At 71.6% G+C, this 23,751-nt stretch carries 18 protein-coding genes and 1 pseudogene; 16 read left to right on the top strand and 3 right to left on the bottom strand.

Annotation, left to right across the window (positions count from 1 at the left end; translation table 11 throughout):
* Nucleotides 1-8 precede the first annotated feature (8 nt).
* From ACQEVU_RS14370 to ACQEVU_RS14380, 3 genes are all read left to right on the top strand, one after another.
* Nucleotides 9-3,428, top strand: coding sequence for an ATP-binding cassette domain-containing protein (locus ACQEVU_RS14370; protein ID WP_433323551.1), 3,420 nt, complete (start codon nucleotides 9-11; stop codon nucleotides 3,426-3,428).
* Nucleotides 3,429-3,687: 259 nt separating this feature from the next.
* A complete protein-coding gene (locus ACQEVU_RS14375; RefSeq protein ID WP_433323553.1) occupies nucleotides 3,688-4,368 on the top strand; it encodes an alpha/beta fold hydrolase in 681 nt (226 codons plus the stop codon).
* 168 nt (nucleotides 4,369-4,536) lie between these two features.
* Complete coding sequence (locus ACQEVU_RS14380; RefSeq protein WP_433323555.1) at nucleotides 4,537-5,433, top strand: alpha/beta hydrolase; 897 nt, start codon at nucleotides 4,537-4,539, stop codon at nucleotides 5,431-5,433.
* Between the two features lie 67 nt (nucleotides 5,434-5,500).
* Here ACQEVU_RS14380 and ACQEVU_RS14385 read toward each other — a convergent pair whose 3' ends face one another.
* Complete coding sequence (locus ACQEVU_RS14385) at nucleotides 5,501-7,735, bottom strand: helix-turn-helix domain-containing protein (RefSeq protein ID WP_433323557.1); 2,235 nt, start codon at nucleotides 7,733-7,735, stop codon at nucleotides 5,501-5,503.
* A gap of 917 nt (nucleotides 7,736-8,652) precedes the next feature.
* On the opposite strand from ACQEVU_RS14385, the gene ACQEVU_RS14390 reads away from it, so the two are divergent.
* The 4 genes from ACQEVU_RS14390 to ACQEVU_RS14405 are packed head-to-tail and all read left to right on the top strand — an operon-like array spanning nucleotide 8,653 to nucleotide 14,575.
* Entirely contained in the window at nucleotides 8,653-10,482 is a 1,830-nt protein-coding gene (locus ACQEVU_RS14390) for a glycoside hydrolase family 15 protein (RefSeq protein WP_433323559.1), read from the top strand.
* Nucleotides 10,479-11,831: a glucose-6-phosphate dehydrogenase gene (locus ACQEVU_RS14395; RefSeq protein WP_433323561.1), complete on the top strand. Its 1,353-nt coding sequence runs from the start codon at nucleotides 10,479-10,481 to the stop codon at nucleotides 11,829-11,831. Before ACQEVU_RS14390 ends, ACQEVU_RS14395 begins: the two co-directional genes overlap by 4 nt.
* 10 nt (nucleotides 11,832-11,841) lie before the next feature.
* On the top strand, nucleotides 11,842-13,593 hold the full coding sequence (locus ACQEVU_RS14400) for an IlvD/Edd family dehydratase (RefSeq protein WP_433323563.1): 1,752 nt from the start codon (nucleotides 11,842-11,844) through the stop codon (nucleotides 13,591-13,593).
* Nucleotides 13,580-14,575 carry a C-terminal binding protein gene (locus ACQEVU_RS14405; RefSeq protein ID WP_433323565.1) on the top strand — a complete coding sequence of 332 codons (996 nt, stop codon included), beginning with the start codon at nucleotides 13,580-13,582 and terminating at the stop codon, nucleotides 14,573-14,575. Before ACQEVU_RS14400 ends, ACQEVU_RS14405 begins: the two co-directional genes overlap by 14 nt.
* A 462-nt stretch (nucleotides 14,576-15,037) precedes the next feature.
* Here ACQEVU_RS14405 and ACQEVU_RS14410 read toward each other — a convergent pair whose 3' ends face one another.
* On the bottom strand, nucleotides 15,038-15,469 hold the full coding sequence (locus tag ACQEVU_RS14410; protein ID WP_433323567.1) for a hypothetical protein: 432 nt from the start codon (nucleotides 15,467-15,469) through the stop codon (nucleotides 15,038-15,040).
* A 1,042-nt stretch (nucleotides 15,470-16,511) separates the two neighbouring features.
* Nucleotides 16,512-16,757 (bottom strand): annotated as a pseudogene (locus tag ACQEVU_RS14415) (IS110 family transposase); the annotation flags it as partial.
* Nucleotides 16,758-17,154: 397 nt separating this feature from the next.
* On the opposite strand from ACQEVU_RS14415, the gene ACQEVU_RS14420 reads away from it, so the two are divergent.
* From ACQEVU_RS14420 to ACQEVU_RS14460, 9 genes are all read left to right on the top strand, one after another.
* Nucleotides 17,155-17,628, top strand: a complete 474-nt coding sequence (locus ACQEVU_RS14420) for a MarR family winged helix-turn-helix transcriptional regulator (protein WP_433323569.1) — start codon at nucleotides 17,155-17,157, stop codon at nucleotides 17,626-17,628.
* 125 nt (nucleotides 17,629-17,753) lie between these two features.
* Nucleotides 17,754-18,278 carry a YceI family protein gene (locus tag ACQEVU_RS14425; RefSeq protein ID WP_433323571.1) on the top strand — a complete coding sequence of 175 codons (525 nt, stop codon included), beginning with the start codon at nucleotides 17,754-17,756 and terminating at the stop codon, nucleotides 18,276-18,278.
* Nucleotides 18,279-18,411: 133 nt separating this feature from the next.
* A complete protein-coding gene (locus tag ACQEVU_RS14430) occupies nucleotides 18,412-19,500 on the top strand; it encodes an MBL fold metallo-hydrolase (protein ID WP_433323573.1) in 1,089 nt (362 codons plus the stop codon).
* A gap of 241 nt (nucleotides 19,501-19,741) precedes the next feature.
* A complete protein-coding gene (locus ACQEVU_RS14435; RefSeq protein WP_433323575.1) occupies nucleotides 19,742-20,575 on the top strand; it encodes an MBL fold metallo-hydrolase in 834 nt (277 codons plus the stop codon).
* Nucleotides 20,576-20,592: 17 nt separating this feature from the next.
* Nucleotides 20,593-21,663 carry a thiolase family protein gene (locus ACQEVU_RS14440; RefSeq protein ID WP_433323577.1) on the top strand — a complete coding sequence of 357 codons (1,071 nt, stop codon included), beginning with the start codon at nucleotides 20,593-20,595 and terminating at the stop codon, nucleotides 21,661-21,663.
* Nucleotides 21,575-22,102 carry an enoyl-CoA hydratase/isomerase family protein gene (locus ACQEVU_RS14445; RefSeq protein ID WP_433323579.1) on the top strand — a complete coding sequence of 176 codons (528 nt, stop codon included), beginning with the start codon at nucleotides 21,575-21,577 and terminating at the stop codon, nucleotides 22,100-22,102. The genes ACQEVU_RS14440 and ACQEVU_RS14445 overlap by 89 nt, the downstream gene beginning before the upstream one ends.
* Before the next feature lie 7 nt (nucleotides 22,103-22,109).
* Nucleotides 22,110-22,538 carry an OsmC family peroxiredoxin gene (locus tag ACQEVU_RS14450; RefSeq protein ID WP_433323581.1) on the top strand — a complete coding sequence of 143 codons (429 nt, stop codon included), beginning with the start codon at nucleotides 22,110-22,112 and terminating at the stop codon, nucleotides 22,536-22,538.
* Between the two features lie 50 nt (nucleotides 22,539-22,588).
* A complete protein-coding gene (locus ACQEVU_RS14455) occupies nucleotides 22,589-23,068 on the top strand; it encodes a winged helix-turn-helix transcriptional regulator (RefSeq protein WP_433323583.1) in 480 nt (159 codons plus the stop codon).
* Nucleotides 23,069-23,111: 43 nt separating this feature from the next.
* Nucleotides 23,112-23,585 (top strand): MarR family winged helix-turn-helix transcriptional regulator, encoded by a 474-nt coding sequence (locus tag ACQEVU_RS14460; protein ID WP_433323585.1) that lies wholly within the window; start codon nucleotides 23,112-23,114, stop codon nucleotides 23,583-23,585.
* Nucleotides 23,586-23,751 lie beyond the last annotated feature (166 nt).

The following is a 23,751-nucleotide window of genomic DNA, read 5'->3' on the forward strand; positions in this document are numbered from 1 at the left end:
CCCCACCAATGCGCCTGATCCGTGACCTCTGGGCCACGTCGCCGCGCCGGACCGCGCTCGTGGCCTTCCTCGTCGTGCTCGGCGCGGCGGGGCAGGCCGCCGCGTCCGCGGTCGGCGGCTCCGTGCTCATCCACCGGTCGTGGGCCATGTTCGCGGTGCTCGCCGCCGCGCTGGCCGCGGCCGTGCTGACCGACCTCGCCGTCGGGCTCATCATGGCCCGGCTCACCGCCGACTGGGCCGCCGACGTGCGCCGCCGGCTGTGCCGGGTCGCGTTCGGCCAGGACCTGCCGACGCTGGAGACCACGCCGGTCGGCGAGCTGCTCGACCGCATCGACGGCGACGTCTACCAGGTCGCCGGCGAGCTGCGTAACGCCGGCGTCCGCATCGCCCAGGCCGTCTGCTACACCGTGCTGTCCGTGGCCACTGCGCTGTTCGTGTGGTGGCCGGCCGGCGTCGCGATGATCGTCATCACCGTCGTGCTCAGCGCCGCGCTGCGCCGCCCGACCGCGAAGATCGCCGCCGCGCGCATGGGCGAGGAGGAGGCCTGGTCCGACCTCGCCGCCGTCATGGAGGAGAGCATCCACGGCCAGGACGACGTGCGCACCACGCTCGCCCGGCCCTACGTGCTGCGCCTCTACGCCCGCCGCGCCGCCGTCGTGCTCGCCCGCGGCCGCAAGGTGTGGGTCCGCTCCGCCGCCGTGACCTCGGTCGCGTCGGGCTTCGTGCGGTTCGGCATCGCCGTCGTGGTGCTCGGCGGCGTGTGGGGCCTCGCCACGCACAGCATCGACGTCGCCCGGCTCAGCGCCGTCTGGCTGCTCGCCCTCGGCTTCGGCGCGACGGTCGAGCACACCAGCCGGATGGTGCCCGAGCTGCAGTACGCGCTCGGCGCCTGGGCCCGCGTGCAGCTGCTGCGCGACAGCAAACAGGAGCCGATCGGCGGGCGAGCGCCCGTCGACGGGGACCTGGAGGTGCGCGACCTCACCTTCCGATACTCCGAGACGGCCCGCCGGCCGGCCCTGCGCGACGTGCGCCTCACGTTCGCCCGGGGCCGTTCCTATGCCCTCATCGGCCGCACCGGCTCCGGCAAGTCCACGCTCGCCAAGGTGCTCACCCGCGCCGTCGAGCTGCCCCGCGGCACCGTGTACCTCGGCGACGTCGACCTGCTCGACATCGACGTGGAGGCGCTGCGCCGGTGGATCGCCGTCGTGCCGCAACGTACCGAGATCCTCGCCGGCACCCTCGCCGAGAACATTGCGCTGTTCGACCCCGCCCTGCTCGACGCCGCCGCCCGCGCCGTCGAGGAGCTCGGCCTGTCCGGGTGGGTCGCCGAGCTGCCCGACGGCCTCGACACGCGCCTCGGCGACGGCGGCCACGTGCTGTCGGCCGGCCAGGAGCAGCTCGTCGCGTTCGCCCGCATCGTCGTGCGCGACCCGCAGGTCGTCATCCTCGACGAGGCGACCGCGCGGCTGGATCCCGTGACCGAGGCACAGGTGCAGCGGGCGACCGCGCGCCTGCTGGCCGGGCGGATCGGCATCATCGTCGCGCATCGGCTTTCCTCGGTACAGCAATGCGACGAGGTCGTCGTCCTCGCCGACGGCGCCGTCGTGGAGGCCGGCCCCCTCGCGGAGTCGGCGCGCTTCGCCGAGCTGCTGGCCGCGTCCGCCGCCGCCGAGTCGCCGGCCCCGCCGCCGGTCAAGGCGATCGTGACGAGCGCCGCCGCGAAGGCCGACCCGCCGCCGCTGCCCCGCCGGCCCCGGGCCCGCACGATGTGGAACATCTTCAAGCTGGCGACCAACGACTGGCGCTTCGGGCTCGTCTCCGTCGTGCTGTTCGCGCTCATGACGCTCGTCGGGCTCGACGGCTCGGTGCTGCCCTGGCTGTGGGCCGACCTCGTCGACGGCGCCGGCGAGGCGCTGTGGCCGGCGCTGGGCATCGCCGCGGCGCTGCTGGTGCCGGTCGCCCTGCCGTACTACACCGGCAAGCTCTTCCCCGAGTGGTGGGTCCGGCAGCTGCTGCGCATCGGCCTGCGGCTCGTGCACGGCCAGACCGGCGCCCGCCGGGTCAGCAAGCACACGCCGGCCGAGGTCGTCGCGCAGGGCGGCGACACCGAGCGCGTCGTCGTCCTCGCCGACAACCTCATCGACCAGTGGATCTGCCTGTGGGTCCTGGCCTCGATGACGGTGGTCGCCGGCTCGTTCGTGCCCGCGTCGTTCATGGCGGCCACGATCGTGCTCTCCGGCCTCGCCGCGACGCTGTTCGGCCCGTCGCTGAAGCGCTCGGCGCAGAAGACGGTGGCGGCCCGTGCCGCGTTCGCCACGTCGCTCGTGTCGTCGCTGTCCGCCGCCCGCACGGTGAAGCTCGCCGGCGCCACCGCGCCGGTCCTGGGCCACCTGGCCCGCCTCGACCGCGTGCGCAGCGAGTTCCTGCGCCGGGAGATCGCCGTGCAGGTCTGGGCCCGCTCCACCCCGGCCCTGGCCAGCGGCCTGCTCCCGATCGGCGCCTGGGCGCTGCTGCTGTCCGGCCGCCTCACCGCCGGCGCGACCCTCGTCGCCGTGTCCACCCTGGGCTCGGCGCGCTGGTTCGCGTGGACGACGGCGTCGCTCATCTCGCAGCTGCCGTCGGCCCGCGTGTGGACCCGCCGGACGGTCGAGATGGCCGGCGTGGACGAGTACGCCGCCGCCGTCCCCGGCGTCGACCTCTCGGCCGGCACCGCCCCCGCCCCGCCGACCGCGCCCCGCCACCCGCTGCGCCGGCTCGACCTGAGCGGCTTCACCGCCGTACACGAGGACGGCACCGTCGCCGTGCAGGACCTCGACCTCTCCGTCGAGCGCGGCCAGCTGGTCCTGGTCGTCGGCCCGGTCGGCTCCGGCAAGTCCTCGCTGCTGCGCGCCCTGGCCGGGATCGTGCACCACACGGGCAAGCTGCGGTGGAACGGCGAGCCGGTGACCGAGCCGGAGATGTTCCTGCGCCCCAACCAGATCGGGTACGTCGCCCAGCTCCCGCGCGTACTCTCAGGGACGGTCGCGGACAACATCAGCCTGGGCCACGAGGTCGACGCCGACACCGCCGTCTCCACGGCCCAGCTGGAGCACGACCTGACCGCCGCGGGCGCGGGCCTCGGCCTGCTGATCGGCCACAAGGGCACCCGGCTGTCCGGCGGCCAGCTGCAGCGCCTGGCCCTGGCCCGCGCCCTGGCCCCGCGCACGGAGCTGCTGATCGCCGACGACGTGTCCTCCGCGCTGGACGTGACCACGGAGCTCGCCCTGTGGCGGGCCCTGCGCGAGCACGGCGTCACGGTCATCGGCTCGACCTCGAAGCGCGCCGCGCTGACCCAGGCCGACCGCGTCGTCGTCCTGCAGGCCGGCCGCGCCGCGGCCCAGGGCACGTGGCGCGAGCTCGAGTCGCGCTGGGGCCACCTGGCCGGCTGAGGACGCTCACGCCGCGCCCCGCGCCGGACGACGACCACGCGGCCGAGGCGCGCGAGAGCCTGTCGCGAGCGGAGACCGGTACGAGACGGTCGGCCAGCATGATCGTGCCGCGTACTGCCGGGGCAGGGCCGACGCCATCTCCAAGGACGGCAGGAACTAGTTCCGCATCCTGTCCTGCCTGGGCCGGCGCGGTCGGCGGGACTTGCATGGAGTGCGAGCGGCGGGCGTCTCACCCGCCGCCGAATCCGAGGAGCACTCCATGATTCGCAACGTCGTGCTGGTGCACGGTGGGTTCGTCGACGGATCGGGCTGGCTGGGCGTACACCGGCTGCTGACCGCCGACGGGTTCACCGTTAAGACTGTGCAGAACCCGACGCTGTCGCTGGAAGGCGACGTCGCCGCGACGCGCTTCATCCTCGACGGGCTCGACGGACCGGCCGTGCTGGTCGGCCACTCCTACGGCGGGGCGGTCATCAGCGAGGCCGGCACCCACGACGCCGTGGCGGCGCTCGTCTACATCGCGGCGTTCGCCCCGGACAAGGGCGAGTCCGTCAATACGCTGATCGCCGACCCGCCGCCCGGCGCGCCGGTTCCGCCGATCCTGCCGCCCCGCGACGGGTTCCTGTTCCTCGACCGGGACAAGTTCCACGCCTCGTTCGCCGCCGACCTGCCCGATGACGAGGCCGCGTTCCTGGCCGACGCGCAGGTGCCGTGGGGCGTCGGCGCGCTCGCCGGCACGGTCACCGAGCCGGCCTGGCGCCACAAGCCCAGTTGGTACCTGGTCGCCACCGCCGACCACATGATCCCGCCGCCGGCGCAGCGGGCCATGGCCACCCGCGCCGGCGCGGTCACGGCCGAGGCGATCGGCAGCCATGCCATCTACGTCTCCCAGCCCGGCGCGGTCGCCGACCTCATCCGCCAGGCCGCGCGCGGCCGCTGACCACCCGACAGCATCCCGGTCTCGTCCGCGCCGCGGTCGAGTCGCTTCGCTGACCCCCGGGTTACGGCCGAGGTCAGCAAAGAGGTGTCGAGACAGGCTCCCAGCCCGATGGGAACCAGGGTTGGTCCGCCTTCGGGCTGCCGGTGGGACGGCCTCGTCATGCGGTGCATGGGCGCCGCCAACCAAGTCAGTTCAGTGAATCAGGAGATCATCATGTTACCGAATGTCTCACGCCGTCAGGTGTTGGCGACTGGCGCGGCTTTGGCCGGGTCGGCAGCGCTGATGGCCACTCCACTTGGGGCGGAGGCGGCGACCGCCGCGACGGCCGAGGCGGGCAGGCCGGGGGCGAAGATCAAGCCGACCATCGTGTTGGTGCACGGCGGCTACGCCGACTCGTCGTGCTGGAACGGGGTCATCGCGGAGCTGCAGCGCAAGGGTTACATCACGATCGCGGGGTCGAACCCCCTGAGGGGTATCCCGACCGACGCCCCGTACATCGGGAGTCTGCTGGACTCCATCAGCGGGCCGGTCGTGCTGGTCGCACACTCCATGGGCGGAACCGTTATCACCAACGCTGCTGCCGGGAAGAGCAACGTCAAGGCTCTGGTCTACATCGCAGCGTTCGTGCCCGATGTGGGCGAGACGCAGGGGGATCTCATCAACAAGTTCCCCGGCAGCGAGGTTCTGCCCGTGAGCGTCCCGGTCCCCTACACGAAGCCCGACGGCACGACCGGAACCGACCTGTACCTGAGCAAGGACGGCCAGGCGGCCTTCGCCGCCGACATTCCCACGGCGACGTTCCGACTCCTGCAGGCCACGCAGCGGCCGTTCGATGCGGACTCTTTCATCTACCCGACCCAGGCCGCCGCGTGGCGGACGATCCCGTCGTGGGGGCTGGTCGCCGGCCAGGACAAGGCCATCCCACCAGCGTGCGAACGTTTCATGTACCGCCGCGCGAACGCCCGCAAGGTCGTCGAAGTGCCGACCGCGTCCCACGTCGTCATGATCAGTCAACCGAGGATCGTCGCGGACCTGATCCAGGACGCCGCCACGGCGACGTCCTGACATCGCAGGTCGCCGGTGCCCCGGCTCACCACCGTGAGCCGGGGCACCGGCGACCTGAGCTCCCGCGCTATTGCATTGCGGCAAGCCTCTCCCGGCAGAGGGCCAGATTCGCCGGTTGGTCGAGCGACTCGTAGATCTCCGCTGCCCGCCGTAGGCAGTCCTTCGCCTCGGCGGCATGGCTGTCGTCGTACAGCTCGGCCAGCTTGAGCAGCACGTTGGCGTGTCCGAGATGGAACTGCATGCGGGCGTACAGGTCTGCGGCGCGCTGTAGCAGCGGTATGGCTTCGTCGGCGCGGCCGATCAGGCCCAGCATGTCGCCGATGCAGCCAACTACGTTCGGCAGGGTCAGCTCGGCGATCGCCGGAGTCATGCCGGACGCTGGATCCTCGACCAGTTGCTGTGCCCGTCGGTAGTTGGCCAGCGCCTCGACCGGATCGCCGAGCCGCCGAGCGATGTGGCCGCGCACGGTCCACGTCTGGCATACGGCATCGATATCGCCGGCCTGCTCGAACATCTCCGCCGCCGTGCCCGCGGCGACCATCGCGGCCGCCAGATCGTCCAGGTGCGAATGGGCGATGGCGGCGTACTGCAGCGCCCACGCCTCCTGCATCCGGTCGCCGACCGTGCGCGCAACGGACAGCGCCCGCTGGGCGTACTCCAAGGTCCTGGCAGGGTCGCGTCCCGGCAGTGAATACGTCCAGGCCACATAGTTGAGGAATTCTGCTTGCCGACCGCCCTCACCGAGCTCTACCGCCGACTCGTAGCCGAGCAGGAACACGTCACGCCACGTCGACCAGTCGATCCAGCGGTCGGAGAACCAGTGCATGGCGCTGACGGCGTGTACGACCTCGCAGTGCTTGCCGGAAAGGGCGGCGGTGCACAGCGCGGAGAACCAGTGTTCGGACTCCACACGGATCCATGCCTCGGCGTCCTCCCGGGAGTCGAAGGCGGTGACGACGCCGCCGGGCTCGAACCACTGACCGGCGGCTGTCAGGGTCTGCACCAGCCAGCCGACCATGCGGTTGCGGGCCTCGGCCACGGCCTCGGCGGGGTCCTCCTGCTCCAACCGCTGGGAGGCATACAGCCGCACCAGGTCGTGGAAGCGGTAGCGGCCGCCTTGTGCGGTCTCCAGCAGGCTCAGGTCGACCAGATCGTCGAGCTCGTCCTCGGCGGACGTCACCGGGATGTCGCCGAGCACCCCCGCCAGTGCCGCACCGAAGTCCGCTCCCGGAACCATCGATGCCGCCCGGAACAGGTGGCGGGTTCGCGCAGGCAGTTGCTCGTAGGACATCTCGAACGTGGCTGCGACCTTCAGATCGCCGGCGCTGAGCTGATCGAGCCGACGGGCGGTGTCCGACAGACGGGCCACCAGATCGGCGACGCTCCATTGTGGTCGCGAGACGAGGCGATTGCCCGCGATACGCAACGCCAGCGGCAGCCCGCCCAGCAGGTCGGCCAGACCTTGTAATTCCCGGGCATCCGGCGACTCGGCACGCTCGGCGACGATGCGGCCGATCAGGTCGTACGCGTCGACCGGCGGCATCGGATCCAGATGCAGCCGGCGTACGCCCTCCAGCCCGGCCAGCAGCCGGCGGCTTGTGACGAGCAGATGGCTGCGCCCTTCGCCGGGAATCAGCGGCCGAACCTGCGACTCCGACGCGGCATCGTCCACAATTACCAGAACGGTCCGCTCCCGCAGCAACTGGCGATAACGGGCGGAGCGCTCGGACGGATCCTGCGGCAGCTGCTGGTCGCGCACGCCCAGCGCGCGCAGCACGCGCGCGAGCATCTCGTCGCTGGTGACCGGACGCCCGCTCATGCCCAGCGCGTCCACGAAATGGACCCCGTCAGGGAACCGGTCACGCAGGCCCTGCACCGCGCGTACAACGAGGGTGGTCTTGCCAAGGCCGGCGCCGCCGGAGATGACCGCGGCGCGCGAGCCGGCGTGGTCGAGAGTGCCGACGGCGCGGAAGATCCAGGTGAGCTCGGCGGCCCGGCCGGTGAAGTCGCCGATCGAACCGGGCAACTCGCACAGGCCGTTGGCGGCCGTCAGCGAGGCGGCGCGCGTACGTCCGCTCCTGGCCAGGGTGACGAAATGGTCGCGTTGCGCGTCCTCAAGTTTCAGCGCGTCGGCGATGAGCGCGACAGTGCGCCGCTGCGGGCTGAGCGCCCGTCCGCGTTCCATGTCGCTCAGCGCCCGTACGCTGACTCCAGCGGCCTCGGCCAGGTCCTCCAGCGTCAGGCCGGCCGCATGGCGGGCGGCGCGCAACGCCTCCGCGAACGTATTTCCGCCGTCGAGCACGTCGCTCCTTTCTTGCGTCGAACCGGAACGCCGCCTTGCGATCGAGCGGGGCAAGGCGACGCAGGGTGCCTGGACCTGTTCGCGGCGGGGATCTCCGTCATCCGCGGTGCCGACGTCATCCTGCTCGGCACCGGCGTACCCGACGTCACAGCGGACCTTCAGCCGTGTACCTTCAGGTCATCGCGGTCGTCGCACTGGACCCGCACGGCCGACCGACGGAGGAATCGGGCGTCGGCCCCGCAAATCTCGGCCCCGAAGGAACCCGGATCAACTAATCCGCCGCGGCGTGGGACTTTCCCTGGCCGCGAGCGGAGACTTCGTCCTCCTTGGAATGCTGGGGGCCATGCTAGGCCCCGCCCCTGGCGCGCCGATTCCGTCAAATGACTTGGATCGCCGGTGAGGGATGGCATGTGCGAGGGCGTCGCGATCGGGTGCCGCCAGGCTGGTGTTACCTGGACGCCTTCCGCAGCCAGGTGCTCAAGGAGTTCGAGGCCGACACGTCCGGACCACCAGCCCAGCGCGTAGCACCGACGTGAACCTCCCGGAAGGAGCCATCGATTTGGCGCACCACGTCTCCGGGCTGGGCATCAGTCCCACGAGCATGGGCACCCGCAGTCACACGCCAGCGCGCTCCCGCGCACGGTGGCGACGCAGACCGCATAGGTGTCGGTGGAGACTCGGCGGGGCAGGCGTGACGTTCCACGCGCCGACCGTTGTTGAACTGATCACACGCAGTGATTGTCGGCGTTCCACCCAAGCACTGATCCGGGCACGCTGAGCGAGCTCGAGTTCCGCCCGGGCCACCTCGCCGGCTGAGTGGGGTTGCTGCCCGCCGGGTGGCGCGGCGTTACGGCCGGCACCGGACGGGTAGACCACGGGCCGGAGCAAGGACGTCGTACCCACGCGGAGGTCACGGCATGCTTGATCTCGACCCGCCGCTGCGCCCGCTGCGCCGGCGCGGCGGCTTCCTGCCGCTGGAGGACCTCGGGCTGATCGGCGACGGGGCGACGGCCGCGCTCGTCGGCCTGGACGGCGGCATCGGCTGGCTCTGCGTGCCGGGCTTCGACGCCGATCCGCTGTTCTGCGGGCTGCTCGACCACACGGACGGCGGGCAGTTCGACGTGACGCCCGAGGATGTCGTCGAGGCACGGCAGCGCTACCAGCCCGACACCGGCGTGCTCGAGACCGAGCTGCGCACCGCCACGGGGCGGGTGCGGCTCACCGACGCGCTGGCGCTGCGCTCCGGGGCGGACCTCACTGACGACGCGCCCGCCGGCCGCGGCGAGCTCGTGCGGCTGGCCGAGGTGCTCGACGGCCACGTACGGCTCCGCGTCGACGTCGAGCCGCGCGGCGGCGGGTACGCCCGCCCGGCCTTCGGCGGCCTCGAGATCGAGGCGGCGCGCCGGCCCGGCGTGCGGCTGCACCTGCGCGCCAACCGGCCGCTGCAGGGCCTGCACAACCGGTACGAGCTGCACCGGGGCGACCGGGTGGAGCTGGTGCTGTCCTGGGGCCGCATCCACCGCCACCACCGGGTCGACGCCGAGGCGAGCCTCCGGCAGACGGCCGCGGCCTGGCGGCGGTGGATGGGCGGATTCGGGTACGACGGCCCGCAGGAGGCGATGGTCCGCCGGTCGGCGATCACGCTCAAGCTCTGCGACGACTGGGTCAACGGCTCGGTCGTCGCCGCGCCGACGTCCTCGCTGCCGGCGCCCGTCGGCGGGGTGCGCAACTGGGACTACCGCTACGCGTGGGTCCGCGACGCGGCCTTCGCCGTCTTCGCGATGCGGCGCATCGGGTTCGGCAACGAGGCCGACGCGTTCCTCGGCTGGATCCTCGACGCCTTCGAGCAGGGCCGCCGGTCCCGCATCATGTACACCCTCGCGGGCGGGCCGGTGCCGGACGAGCAGGTGGACACGCAGCTGCGCGGGTACCGCGACTCCGCACCCGTCCGCTGGGGCAACGGCGCGGCCGACCAGCGCCAGCACGACATCTACGGCGAGGTGCTCGACTGCGCGGACCAGTGGTCGCGGGCCGGCGGCGAGGTGGAGCCGACGCTCTGGGCGGGCCTGGCGGGCCTGGCCGACGCCGCCGGGCGGACGTGGCGGCAGCCGGACCAGGGCATCTGGGAGGTGCGCAGCGAGGGCCGGGCGTTCACGTACTCGGCCGCCCTGTGCCAGGTGGCGCTCGACCGGGCGGCGAGCATGGCGGACCGCCTCGGCGTGCCGGATGCGGCGCCGCGCTGGCGGGCGACGGCCGGGGAGATCCGCCGGGCCATCCTCGAGGACGCGTGGAACGAGCAGGCGCAGACGATCTGCGAGGACCTCGACGGCCGGGGCGGGGTGGACGCGAGCCTGCTGGCGCTGCCGCTGCGACGGGTCGTCGCGGCCGACCATCCGAGGATGGTGGCGACCACCAGGGCCGTCACCGAGCGGCTCGGCGCCGGGGACGGCCTGCTGTACCGCTACCGGCACGACGAGTCCCCGGACGGCATCCCCGGCGACGAGGGGGCCTTCCTGCTGTGCAGCTTCTGGCTGGTCGAGAACCTGACCGGGCAGGGGCGCCTGGAGGAGGCCGAGGCGCTGTACACCTCGCTGTGCGAACGGGCCAGCCCGCTGGGGCTGCTGTCCGAGCAGGTCGACCCGGCGGGTGGGGAGCTCGTCGGAAACTTCCCGCAGGCGTTCAGCCACATCGGGGTGATCGCCAGCGGCGTCACCCTGGCCCGCGCGAAGGAAGGAGCGATGGCATGATCCGGCAACTGGCGATCCTGGGGGCGACCGGCGACCTGACCGCGCGCTACCTGCTGCCCGCGCTCGGCGCGCTGGGCACCGCCGGGCACATCGGCAAGGACTTCTCGCTCACCGCCGTCGGGCGGGAGGACTGGAGCGAGGACACCTACCGCAACTGGGCGGCCGAGCGGCTCGACCGGCACGCCCCGGACATCCCGGCCGAGCGCCGTCGCGAGGTGGTGGCGGCCACGCGGTACCGCCGCGCCGACGTCACCGACCCCGAGGCCCTGAGCGCCGTCGTCCCGCCCGGCGAGCCGATCGCGGCGTACCTCGCGCTGCCGCCGGCCATCTTCCCGGCCACCGCGTCGGCGCTGCACGCGGCCGGCACCGCGCCCGGCAGCACGATCGTGCTGGAGAAGCCGTTCGGCGAGAGCCTGCACGACGCGGTGGAGCTCAACCGGCTGCTGTCCGGGCTGTACCCCGAGCGCAGCATCTTCCGGGTCGACCACTTCCTGGCGATGGCCACGGTCCTCAACGTCCTGGGCATCCGGCTCGCCAACCGGGTCCTGGAACCGATCTGGAGCAGCGCCCACATCGACCGGGTCGACATCGTCTGGGACGAGTCCCTGGCGCTGGAGGGCCGCGCCGGGTACTACGACGGCGTCGGCGCGCTCAGGGACATGCTGCAGAACCACCTGCTGCAACTGCTGTGCCTGGTCGCCATGGAGCCGCCGATCAGCCTCGGCGACCGCGACCTGCGCGACCGCAAGGTGGACGTCCTGCGCTCGGTGCGCCCGCTCACGCTGCACGACGCCGCCGCCCGATCGCGCCGGGCCCGCTACGGCGCGGGCGCGGGGATTCCCGCCTACGTCGACGAGCCGGGCGTCGACCCGCAGCACCACACCGAGACGTTCGCGGAGATCCTCCTCGAGCTCGACAACTGGCGCTGGCCCGGGACGGTCTTCCGGCTGCGGACCGGCAAGGCGCTGCGGCGCAACCGCCAGGAGGTCGCGGTCCACTTCCGCCCCGTGCCGCACCTGCCCTTCAGCGGCGACGTCACGGCCACGCCGAACGTGCTGCGCTTCGGGCTCGAGCCGGAATCCGTGTCGCTGCACCTGACCGGCACCACCACCCGCGGCGACGTGCTCGCCCCGCTCACCCTCGCCGCCACGCCGGAGCCGGCTGAGCTGCCGCCGTACGGGCGGCTGCTGCTCGACGTGCTCAACCGCAACCCGGCGCTGTCGATCCGCGCGGACGAGGCCGAGGAGTCCTGGCGGGTCGTCACCCCGGTGCTCGACGCCTGGGCGAAGGACCTCGTGCCGCTGGAGGAGTACGCGGCCGGCTCCGACGGCCCCGCCGACACTCGTTGAGGAGGCCGCTGTGCTACGCAGCCAGCACTGGTGGGACAACCCGGCGAATCCCGACATGACGGCGCTGTACCTCGAGCGCTACCTCAACTTCGGCCTGACCCGCGAGGAGCTGCAGTCGGGCCGCCCCGTGATCGGCATCGCGCAGACCGGCAGCGACCTGGTGCCCTGCAACCGGCACCACCTCGAGCTCGCCGACCGCGTGCGCGCCGGCATCCGCGACGCCGGCGGGCTGCCGCTGGAGTTTCCGGTGCACCCGCTGCAGGAGACCGGCAAGCGTCCCACCGCCGCGCTCGATCGCAACCTGGCGTACCTCAGCCTGGTCGAGGTTTTGTACGGCTACCCGCTCGACGGCGTCGTGCTGACCACCGGCTGCGACAAGACGACCGCGGCGTGCCTCATGGCCGCCGTGACCGTCAACCTCCCCGCCATCGTGCTCTCGGGCGGGCCCATGCTGAACGGGTACCACGACGGCCGGCGCGCCGGATCCGGGCTGATCATCTGGCAGTCGCGGCGGCTGCTGGCCGCCGGGGAGATCGACTACGCCGAGTTCATGAACCGGGTCGCGGACTCGGCGCCCAGCACCGGGCACTGCAACACCATGGGCACGGCCCTGTCGATGAACAGCATCGCCGAGGCGCTCGGCATGTCGCTGCCCGGCTGCGCCGCGATCCCCGCGCCGTACCGGGAGCGGGGCCAGATGGCCTACGAGACCGGCCGGCGGGCCGTGGAGCTGGTCCGCGCGGACGTGACCCCGCAGGCGATCATGACCCGGGACGCGTTCGAGAACGCGATCGTCGTCACCGCGGCGATCGCCGGCTCCACCAACTGCCCGATCCACCTCAACGCGCTGGCCCGCCACACCGGCGTGGAACTCACCAACGACGACTGGGAGGCGGTCGGCGGGGACGTGCCGCGGCTGGTCAACTGCGCCCCAGCGGGGGAGTACCTCGGCGAGGACTTCCATCGCGCCGGCGGGGTGCCGGCGGTGATGCGCGCGCTGCTCGACGCCGGCCGCCTGCACGCCGACGCGATGACCGTGAGCGGCCGCACCGCCGCCGAGAACGTGCGCGACGCGCGCATCGGCGACCCGGACGTCATCGCGGCGTACGGCGACGCGTTCGCGCCCCGCGGCGGCTTCCTCGTGCTGCGCGGCAACCTCTTCCGCTCGGCCATGATGAAAATGTCGGTGGCGGCGCAGGACCTGCGCGCCGCCGGCCCCGGCGCGCGCACGGTCACCTGGCGCGCGGTCGTCTTCGACGGCCCCGAGGACTACCACCGGCGCATCGACGACCCGGCGCTCGACATCGACGAGCACTGCGTCCTCGTCATCCGCAACACCGGCCCCATCGGATATCCGGGCTCCGCCGAGGTGGTCAACATGCAGCCGCCCGCGGCGCTGATCGTGCGCGGCGTCGAGGCGATCCCGACCCTCGGCGACGGCCGGCAGAGCGGCACCTCCGACGCCCCGTCGATCCTCAACGCGAGCCCGGAGGCCGCCGTCGGCGGCAACCTCGCCATCCTGCGCACCGGCGACCGCGTCACCCTCGACGTCGCCGCGCACCGCCTCGACGCCGAGCTGAGCGAGGAGGAGATCGCCGAGCGGTGGCGGGAGTACACCCCGCCGCCGCTTGCCAACCAGACGCCCTGGCAGGAGCTGTTCCGGGCGCACACGGGCCAGATGGACACCGGCAGCTGCCTCGACTTCGCGGTCGGCTACCGGGACATCGTGCACACGAAGGGACTGCCACGTGACTCACACTGAGCGCGGGACGATCATGGTGGCCGACTACGACTTCGGCGACGTCGACATCGAGCGGGCCATCGCCGAGGAGGCCGGGTTCGAGCTGCGGGCGCAGCAGTGCAAGTCCGAGGAGGAGGTGATCCGGTACGGCGGGGACGCGCAGGGCATCCTCACGCAGTACGCCCACATCGGCGCGACGGCCATGGACCGGCTCGACGATCTGCGGGTGATTTCGCGGTACGGCACCGGCGTCGACATCGTCGACGTGGACGCCGCCACCCGCCACGGCATCCAGGTGACCAACGCGCCCAACGACTGGTGCGCCGAGGAGGTCGCCGACCACGCGATCGCCCTGTGGCTGAGCGCCGCGCGGAAGATCAACGCGTACGACGCGGCGACCCGCGCCGGCCGGTGGCACTGGCAGGCCGGCGCGCCGATCTGGCGGCTGCGCGGCCAGGTCTTCGGCATCCTCGGCTTCGGGGCGATCGCCCAGCTCATCGCGCAACGGGCCCGGCCGTTCGAGGTCCAGCTGCACGCCCACGACCCCTTCGTGGGCGACGAGCAGATCCGGGCCAGCGGCGTCACGCCGGTCTCGTTCGAGCGGCTCGTCGAGGAGTCCGACCACCTCGTCATCCAGGCACCGCTGACCCCCGACACCCACCACCTATTCGACCGCGCGACGCTGGCGCGCATGAAGCCGACGGCGGTGCTCGTCAACACCGCCCGGGGCCCGATCGTCGAGGACGCCGCGCTCGCCGAGGCCCTGACCGTCGGCGTCATCGCCGGCGCCGCGCTCGACGACCTCGAGGAGGAGCCGGCCAAGCGCCGCGACTGGCGGCCCGGCAACCCGCTGCTGCACCTGCCCAACACGATCGTCACACCGCACGCCGCCTACTACTCCGAGGAGTCGCTGCGCACCGTGCGGTCCATCGCCGCCCAGGAGGCCGTCCGGGTCCTCACCGGCCAGCGCCCCCGGTCCCCGGTGAACACCGTCGGCGCGTGACGTCCGGCCGGGCTCGGCGCTCGCGCTGCCGGGCCCGGCGGCCGCGTACAGTTCGCTCCCTGTCCGACGATCTCGGCTCGGCGCCGGGGTGGGCTGTACGACGTCGAACACGAGCACGACGTCGGCGTCGGGGTGGGCGGCGGTGACCGGCGCGGGCGCCTCGGGCGCGCGCTGCTCTCCAGCGGTGAGCCGGTCGTCTCGGCGCGATCGGGAAGCTGCGGCGCAGCGCGGTGTTCGGGGGTTGGGCGTCGCTGTTTCGCGCGGTCGGGGCACATCACCTGCCGACTACGATGTCCCGCGGTCCATCCGCGGGCCTGGCAGCACGTGTCATGGCGGCCCCCTGTAGCTTCCCTGTCGCCGGTCAACGGCGGAGCGGCGTGGTCCGGTGCCTACATGCCCACCGCGCGGCGCTCATGCCTGGTGGTCGTCTGTGCGGTGCATCGACTTGCCCGGTCTGGCCGGTCAGGAACTCGCCGCCTTGGCGAGGTCGTAGGCGTAGGCGTGGGCGTCGATGGCGTCGAGGATGGCCAGTTCGGCGTTGTCGACGGCCCATTCGGCGAATTTGATGGCGTCGGCCGCGTTGGCGTCGGCCCAGTCGGCTTCGCCGGCCGCGGCCTTGGCGTCCCGCTCCCGGGCACGCTTGTCGATCTTGGCCTTGACGTCCTCCATCTTGGCCGCGGCCTCGGACCTCATCTGCGCCCATTTGGTGCGTGCGGCGCCGGCGGCCTGCTCGGCCTGCTGCTGGGCGTGCTTCACGGCCTGATCCAGATCGGCCTGGGCCTGGTCGATTCGCTTCCCGACCTCTTCACGGGTCTCGTTGGCGGCGGCCTCCACGTCCGTCCTGGCCGCCGCGACGCGCTGCTGGAGTGCGCCGAGTCGTTCGGGGAAGTCCATCGTTCCTCCCTGGATAGTGCCATAGTGCCGGTCCGCGGGTTTGAGCCGCTGCCTGGGCAGCGGATGGCCGATGCGGCTACGGCAGAGCCAAACAGCACTGCAGCCAGGCTGACCGCGGTGTGCGGACGTTCCTGCTTCTCCTGTCCTCTTCTGTCGGCATCCAATCGTCGCAAGGGGGGCACCGGCGGGCACCACTCGCGCTGGGGGATTCGTTGGTTCGCGTGCCCACCGGCTGGCGTTGCTCGCGAGGTCACGGTGAGCCGGTCCGGTCACCCCGCCGTGGCCCGTGCGGAGAACGACCCGTAAGGGTCGGCGGGCGCGCACCGATGCCGCGGAAGCGCATCGACCCGCACCCACGACAGAGACCAGCCCCTGAATGGTCCTCTCATCGACGAAGGAGGAATGTCAGTACAAGGCGCTGGTCCGTGATCGCTGTGCTCGACGTCCGACTGCCCGGTGCGAAAGACAACTTCGCTGGATACCCGCAGGAACTCCCCAACGTCTGGGGGCCCCTGCGGGGCTCGTTCCAGCGGGAGCGGCCGACGCGCTGGGCGGCCGGCAGTGGCGATGCCGACGGTCAGTTCCGACCGGCAAGCGCGGCCAGCAGCAGCGGGTTTGCCGCGAGCGGCGGAGCCGCCGGCGGCGGACCTGCCGGACCCGGCCGAGATGCCAGCGCCGCCCAGCAGCGAGTCCACGGTACGCCGCTGTGTCTCTTCGGCCGGTGCCTGCTCGCAGGCCTCCTCCGGCCTGTTCTCATGCTGTTCAGCTGTCACGGGTGATCTCCTCGCAGTGACGTCCTACGCGGCTTCGTGCTGATGTCGTATGTGACACCGAGCCAGGTAGTGGACGTTTACAACGCTGCCGAACGACGGCGCCATCGCCGACCCGGGCTCCCTTGGCGGCGAGGACATCGCCGACCCAGCGTCGCGAAGGCTGGTGACCTCGATGAGGACCATGAGCAACTGGCCCGTGATCTGTTCACCACAAGCCAGGGCGCCGCCGGGATGGTGGTCCAGCGGACGCGGCAGCCGCCGACACGCCGGTAGGCCACCTGATGGCCGCCGGCCCGAGCCACCGCGACCGGCAACGCGCCGATCGAGGCCGGCTGGTCAACCACCACGAGCAGCGTCCCGTGCCGGGCCAGCTTCGCAAACAGCGCCTGCAGCTTGGCTTCGGTGTTGGGCAGCGGCGCGTCGTGCAGTCGTTTGCCGTCGGGGGCCAAGCCCACCGCATGGTGTTCGCCTTTGCCCACGTCTAGCCCGAGGAACACGCTGTATTCGCCGTGCACCACGCCTCCACGCCATCGACGAAGCGGTCTCGGCCGTCGGTTCGGCGTCGGACTGCCGGCACCTACGTTACGAAGAGACCAACCCCAGACGGGGCGGCCGGGTCCCTATCAGCGGTCCGCCGACGCCACCCGGCCCGGCGACAACACCCCCGGATCATGCCTACGACAGGGGCGGTAAGTCATACCAGGCCAGGCGGCCGAGCAGCCCCCGGCTGGGGACGATCAAAAAGGTAACGGGGCAGTCGACACCGAGTGGCCCGTCCGAGTTGCCGTCCTCGACGTCGCCCGAGGACCTCACGGGTCGAGCAGCAGCAGCGTGGCAACGTCACGTATGACAGGAACTGGCCCGCGGCAACGTAGTTGCGATCGGGCGCAACTATCGCGGTAGGCTGAGGCGGTGACGACGCCGGTCCCTGGGCTTGACGGCGACGAGGAGATCCTGTGGCGTTCGCTCGTCGAACTGCTCGTGCGGCTCCCGCGCGTCCTGGACGACCAGTTTCACCGGGACGCCAGGTTGGCCATGGCCGAGTACTCGGTGCTGATTGCGCTCTCCGAGGCGCCGGTCGGCGGGCTGCGGATGGGCGAGCTCGCCGAGGCGACCGCGCTGTCCCGTAGCCGGATGAGCCGCGTCGTCGACAACCTGGTACGCCGGTCTCTGGTCACACGTCGCAAGTGCGATCAGGACGGCCGCAGCCTACTCGCCGCCATCACTGCGGAAGGACGGGTCGTGCTGGCTGCCGCCTACCCAGGGCACCTGACCCGTGTGCGCTCGTTGGTGCTGGACCACATTGCCACGAGCGAGATCCACGCGATGATGCCGGCGCTGTCACGGATCCTGGCCGCGCTCCGCGAGAACGCCGCAAACGACTGACGGAAGAACGTAGGAAGCCAGGCGGTCGCGGTGAGTAAGTTGCTTGCGAACACAACTAGTTTGCCTGATACTGGCAGCACAGGGCCGGCACATCGAGCCAGGCCACCGACAGAATCGGGACATCCGTGTCAGCGTCCCCATCCCACGACGTGCTCCTGCCCGTCGGCACCTACCGCATCACACCCAGCCACTCGTCCGTCTCGTTCACGACCCGGCACTTCTTCGGCCTCGGACGGGTGCGGGGCACCGCCTCCGTGGCCGGAGGTGAGATCCACATCGCTGATCCGTCCGAGCGCTCCTCCGTGACGGCGCAGGTCGCGGCCGACAGCATCACGACCGGCAACGGCATGCGGGACCTGCAAGTCAGATCGCGGATGTTCCTGCACGCCCGCGTGCACCCGGTCCTCACGTTCGAGTCGACCGCGACGATCCCCACGCGCGACGGCTGGGTCATCCGGGGACTGCTCACCGCCAAGGGCGGGACGGCGCCTGTCGAGCTCACCGTCCTGTCCGTCCGTACCGACGAGCAGCGCCTTGTCATCGAAGCGGAAGGACGGGTCGACCGCTACGCCCACGGCGTCACCCTGATGAAGGGCATGGCCGCACGCCACCTCGACCTGCACATCACTGTCGTCGCGGTACCCGCCTGAGACGGGCCCCCGACCGCGGTCTGTGGCTCGACCAGACCGTGCCGAATGCCACCCGTGCAGCGGGGCGACCGCACCTGCAGCAAAAAAGCGAGACCGGACCTTACGTCCGCACACAACGAACTGGAGACTTCCCGTGACGTCATTGTCCAAGTCGGATCGGCGTACGTTCCTGCGCCAAGCGTCTGTGGTTGCGGCTGTTCCGGCCGCGGCCGGTCTGCTGGCACTCAACCTGCCCGGCAACGCCTATGCTGCCCCGGCGGCGGCCGCGGATGCCTTGCCGGACTACGCGCCGGTGCCACCCGGCGCGTTCGGCCCCGCCGTCAACGCGTCGGGCTACTTCGTCGGACCGGTCGCCGGGAACCTGTACTGGGTCACCGATGGTTTCTACCAGTCCATGTTTCTGACCACCGCCGAGGGTGTGGTCGTGGTGGACGCGCCCCCTACGATCGGCCGCAACCTGCTGCGGGCCATCGAGGAGGTTACCTCGGCCCGCCGCCGTCCCAGCCGCGTGACGCACCTGGTGTACTCCCACTCGCACGCCGACCACATCGGCGCCGCGGCGATCTTCGGCAACGGTGTCAAACGGGTCGCGCATACTGAGACGAAGCGCCTGCTCGGGGCAGCCCGGGACGCCAACCGTCCGCTGCCCACCATTACCTTCGACGACTGCTACCAACTGCGGGTCGGCGGCGAGCTGCTGGAGTTGTCGTACCACGGCCCCAACCACAGCCCGGACAACATCTTCATCAGCGTCCCGTCCGCGGCGACGCTGATGGTCGTGGACGTGGTCTTCCCCGGTTGGGTTCCGTTCAAGAACCTCGCTGAGTCGCAGGACATCCCGGCCTGGATCGCCGCCCACGACACCGTTCTGGCAATGCCGTGGCAGACGCTGGTAGGCGGGCACCTCGGCCGGCTCGGCACGCGCGCCGACGTCACCCTGCAGCGTGACTACGTCAACGACCTCGCCTCCAGCACCCGCGCCACCCTTGGTGCGCTGGACCCCACGCCGTTTTTCGCCAAGTACGGCCCCACCGGCAACGCCTGGGCCATCTTCAAGTCCTACCTCGACGCCGCCGCCGAACAGGCCGCCGCCCCAGTTGTCGCCAAGTACACGGGACGCCTCGCCGCAACCGACGTCTTCACGACGTCGAACGCGGCGGCCATGGTCAACTCCATGCGGATCGACGCCGACGTCCTTGGCTCGTTCGCCGTCCACCCGTAGCGCGACGGCCGATTCGTCTCGCTGGTCGTGTCCGCCTCTCGGGGGTGGGGCGGACCGGACCCTGGCCTGGCTCGGCATACACGCCGAGCCAGGCCGCAGGAAACTCCAGTTCCGCCGGCCACGGTGGGGCACCGCTCGCGTGCGGCTACATGGGTCCCATCTCACACCGTCTTCTGACTTCAAATGTTCGCCCGGGATGCTAGCTTCTGTTTACAGAAGTCAGCTAGGGAGCGTGAGAACCGTGACCATCCGTTACGACGTGTTCGTTGCCGACCCCATCCCACTCAACGTCGACGAGCCAGTGCCCAACGGCGACCGGCGGGCATTTTCTCCGTTGTCGGTCACCCTGATCTCCGGCCAGCAGGACGCCGTGCTTGCCGACCCTCCGCTGACCACGGCGCAGGCCGAGCAGGTCGCTGCCTGGATCGAGGCGAGCGGCAAGCGCCTCACGCACATCTTCGCCACACACGGTCACGGTGACCACTGGTTCACCGCCGGCCTGCTCGCCGACCGCTTCGGGGCCGAGGTGGTCGCCTCCGCTGGCACCATCGCGCAGATGCACCGCAACGTGGCCATCCGTTCCGGCTTCTGGGACAAGCTGCTGCCCGGCCAGATTCCCGACGCACCGGTCACGGCTACCACCCCGGTGGGCAACCGCCTCACGCTCGAGGGCCACGAATTGCGCATCGTCGAGGTCGGCCACAGCGACACCGACGACACCAGTGTCCTGCACGTGCCCGATCTCGGCCTGGTCGTCGCCGGCGACGTCATCTACAACGGCGTCCACCAGTTCCTCGTCGAGTCCAAGGACGGTGGCCGCGACGCGTGGCGCAAGGCCATCGACACCGTCGAGGCCCTCCACCCCGGCCGCATCGTCGCCGGCCACAAGAACAAGGACCTGGACGACGACGCCGGCCGCACCATCACCCAAACCCGCGAATACCTCGACACCGTCGATGAACTGCTCACCCGGCACGCCACCGCAATCGGCTTCTTCGACAGCATGCTCGAACGCTTCCCCACCCGGCTCAACCCCGGCGCCCTCTGGGGCGGCGCCGTCGCCCTCTACGCCTGAGCGGGAGGGGCAGAGCCATGCGAGATGCCGTCATTGTCGATGCGGTACGCACGCCGGTGGCCAAGGGCAAGGCGGGCGGCGGTTACGCGCACATCCATCCGGTCGACCTGCATGCGCACGCGCTGCGCAGCCTGCTGGCCCGGGTGCCCGGGCTCGACGCGGCCGAGATCGACGACGTGGTCGGCGGGGCGGTGGCGCAGGTAGGGGAGCAGAGCACCAACACCACCCGGCTCGCTGTGCTGGCCGCCGGGCTGCCGGAGTCGGTACCCGGCACAACCGTCGACCGGCAGTGCGGCAGCAGCCAGCAGGCGCTCAGCTTCGCCGCCCAGGGCCTGGTCGCCGGGGCGTACGACATCGTGATCGCCTCCGGCGTCGAATCCATGAGCCGGGTGCCGATCGGCAGCAGCGCCCTCGTCGGCGGCGTCCGGGCCGATGTCGCCGGCCCGTCGGTCGCCGCCCGCTACCCCGGCGGCCTCGTCCCGCAGGGCGTCAGCGCCGAGCTGCTCGCCCGCAAGTGGGCCCTGTCCCGCACCCGGCTCGACGAGTTCGCCGCCACCAGCCACCACCGGGCCGCCGAGGCGTGGCGCGGCGGATGGTTCGCCGCCGAGGTGGCCCCGGTGCCCGGCGCCGAGCTGCCCCGGGACGAGACGATCCGCCCGGACACCGGCGTCGAGCGGCTCGCCGCCCTGCCGGTGGCGTTCGCCCACGATCACTGGACCCGCCGGTTCGGCGAGCTCGACTGGAAGGTGACGGCCGGAAACTCCAGCCCGCTCAACGACGGCTCCGCCGCGCTGCTGCTCACCACGAGCGAGACCGCCCGGCGACGCGGCTGGCGGCCCCGCGCACGCGTCCACACCGCAACCGTCGTGGTCCGGAAACGCCGACTTCTTCTTCGCGCACCTGGACTTCGCCACCATCGCCCAGGTCCCCGACATCCCGGGAGCGCAGAACATCATCGAACACTGGCCGGCGTTCAGCACCTGGCTCACCGCCGCCCCGGTGGTCTCCATCGCCAAGATCCGGGGCCGGGCCCGCGGCATCGGCAACGAGTTCGTCGCTGCCTGCGACATGCGGTTCGCCAGCCTTGAACGGGCCCGGCTGTGCCAGATCGAGGTCGGTTTCGGCGTCGTGCCCGGCGGCGGCGGCCTGGAGTGGCTGCCCCGCCATGTCGGCCGGTCCCGGGCCCTGGAGATCGCGTTGAGCGCCGACGACTTCGACGCCCGGACCGCTGAAACATACGGCCTGGTCAACCGCGCCCTCCCCGACGCCGAGCTGGACGAGTACGTCGACGCGCTCGCCCGGCGCATCGCGAGCTTCAACCCGGCCGCGCTGAGCACGGTCAAGCAACTCGTCGACAAGCGCCTGCCACCGCCGGCCGAGGCCGAGCTGCGCGAAAGCTTTGCCGCGATCCTCCGACTGACCTCGACCGACACGGTGAAGGACCTCCAGCAGCGCCTGCGCGCCAAGGCCGGCGGTTCCCTCGCCCCCGCCGAACTCGATCTGCCCACGCTGTACGGAACGAGGTGAGCACGACATGCACATCGTGACCGGCAGGTCGCAGTGGCAGGGCTCCTTCCGGGAAGGCGCCGGGACGCTGTCCACCGCGAGTGCAACGCTGACGGACGCGCCGTACACATACGCGAGCCGTTTCGACGCCGCCGCCGGTGCCTGCCCGGAAGAACTGCTCGCGGCCGCCCACGCCGCCTGCTACAACCACGCCCTGGCCAACATCTCCGGTCTACGCCACACCCCGGTCGCCTCGATGACGACGACCGCGGAGGTGACGATGGGCCGCGACGATCAAGGCCCCGCCATCCTGGCGCTGCACCTCACGGTCGAGGCCAAGGCACCCGGCATGTCCGAAACACTTTTCCAGGACCTTGCCGAACGAGCCCGGGCAGGCTGCGCCTTCTCCAAGGCCCTGGTGCTGGAGCCGACTCTGACGGCCACGCTGGTTGCCTGAGCCGGACGGCAGACTGTCGTCAAGGCAAGCCAGGTCGGTACATTCGATGCATGAACAATCTGCTCCGGGACCGGGACGGCTGGTCGATGGACAACTGCTCGATCGCGCGGACGTTCGAAATCATCGGCCAGCGCTCGGCCATCCTCGTGCTCCGTGAGGCGTTCTTCGGCGCCCGGCGGTTCGACGAGTTCGCGCGCCGGGCGGGGGTCGGCGAGCCGGCGATCGCCACCCGGCTCAAGGAACTGACCGCCGACGGCCTCCTGGAACGCATGCCGTACCAGGAGGCCGGGCAGCGCACGCGGTACGAGTACCGGCTGACCATGAAGGGCCGGGCCCTGCTGCCGATCATCACCGCCCTGCGGGACTGGGGTGACACCTGGGCGGCCGACCCCGCCGGGCCGCCACTGCGAGCGGTCCACCGGGACTGCGAAGCGCCAGTCCATGCGCGGCTGGTGTGCGACCATGGCCACGATGTCGCGCCGGGCGAGCTGGAGATGCAGGCCGGTCCAGGACTGATCGAGGCGTCCTGAAGGTGGTTGCGACCGGGCGCAATACAGGCGGTACGCTGCTGCGATGACGACGCCCGTGCCGGGACTGGACCGCGACGAAGAGATCCTCTGGCGATCCCTCGTGGAGGTGCTCGTGCGGCTTCCTCGCGTGCTCGACGAGCAGTTCGACCGGGAGGCCAAGGTCGGCATGACGGACTACTCCGTCCTCGTCGCGCTGTCCGAGGCGCCCGACAACGAACTGCGCATGGGCGAGCTCGCCGAGGCGGCCGCGCTGTCCCGCAGCCGGGTCAGCCGGGTCGTCGACGATCTCGTGCGCCGGTCGCTGGTGACCCGCCGCAAGTCCGAACAGGACGGGCGCAGCGCGCTTGCCGCCCTCACCCCCGAGGGCCTCGCTGTGCTGGAGGCCGCTTACCCAGGCCACCTCGCCCGGGTCCGCGCGCTGGTCCTCGACCACATCACGCGGAGCGAGATGCGCACGATGACGCAGGTGCTGACCCGTGTGCTCGCGGCCCTGCGCGAGACCCCCGGCGACGGCTGAGGCGAACCACGATCTTTGCGCATAACCTGCAGCTGGCACGCCGGATATCCGACGCTCTGCGTCCGGCCCCCCGGGGTGCGCGGCGTGACGGACGCTTGGAATGGCTGGCGATGTCGGTCCGGGTATCAAGCAGTCCATACCCCGCTGAACCGGTGATCGGCTCGGG

The organism is Dactylosporangium sp. CA-139066 (genome assembly GCF_050936175.1).
GTDB lineage: Bacteria > Actinomycetota > Actinomycetes > Mycobacteriales > Micromonosporaceae > Dactylosporangium.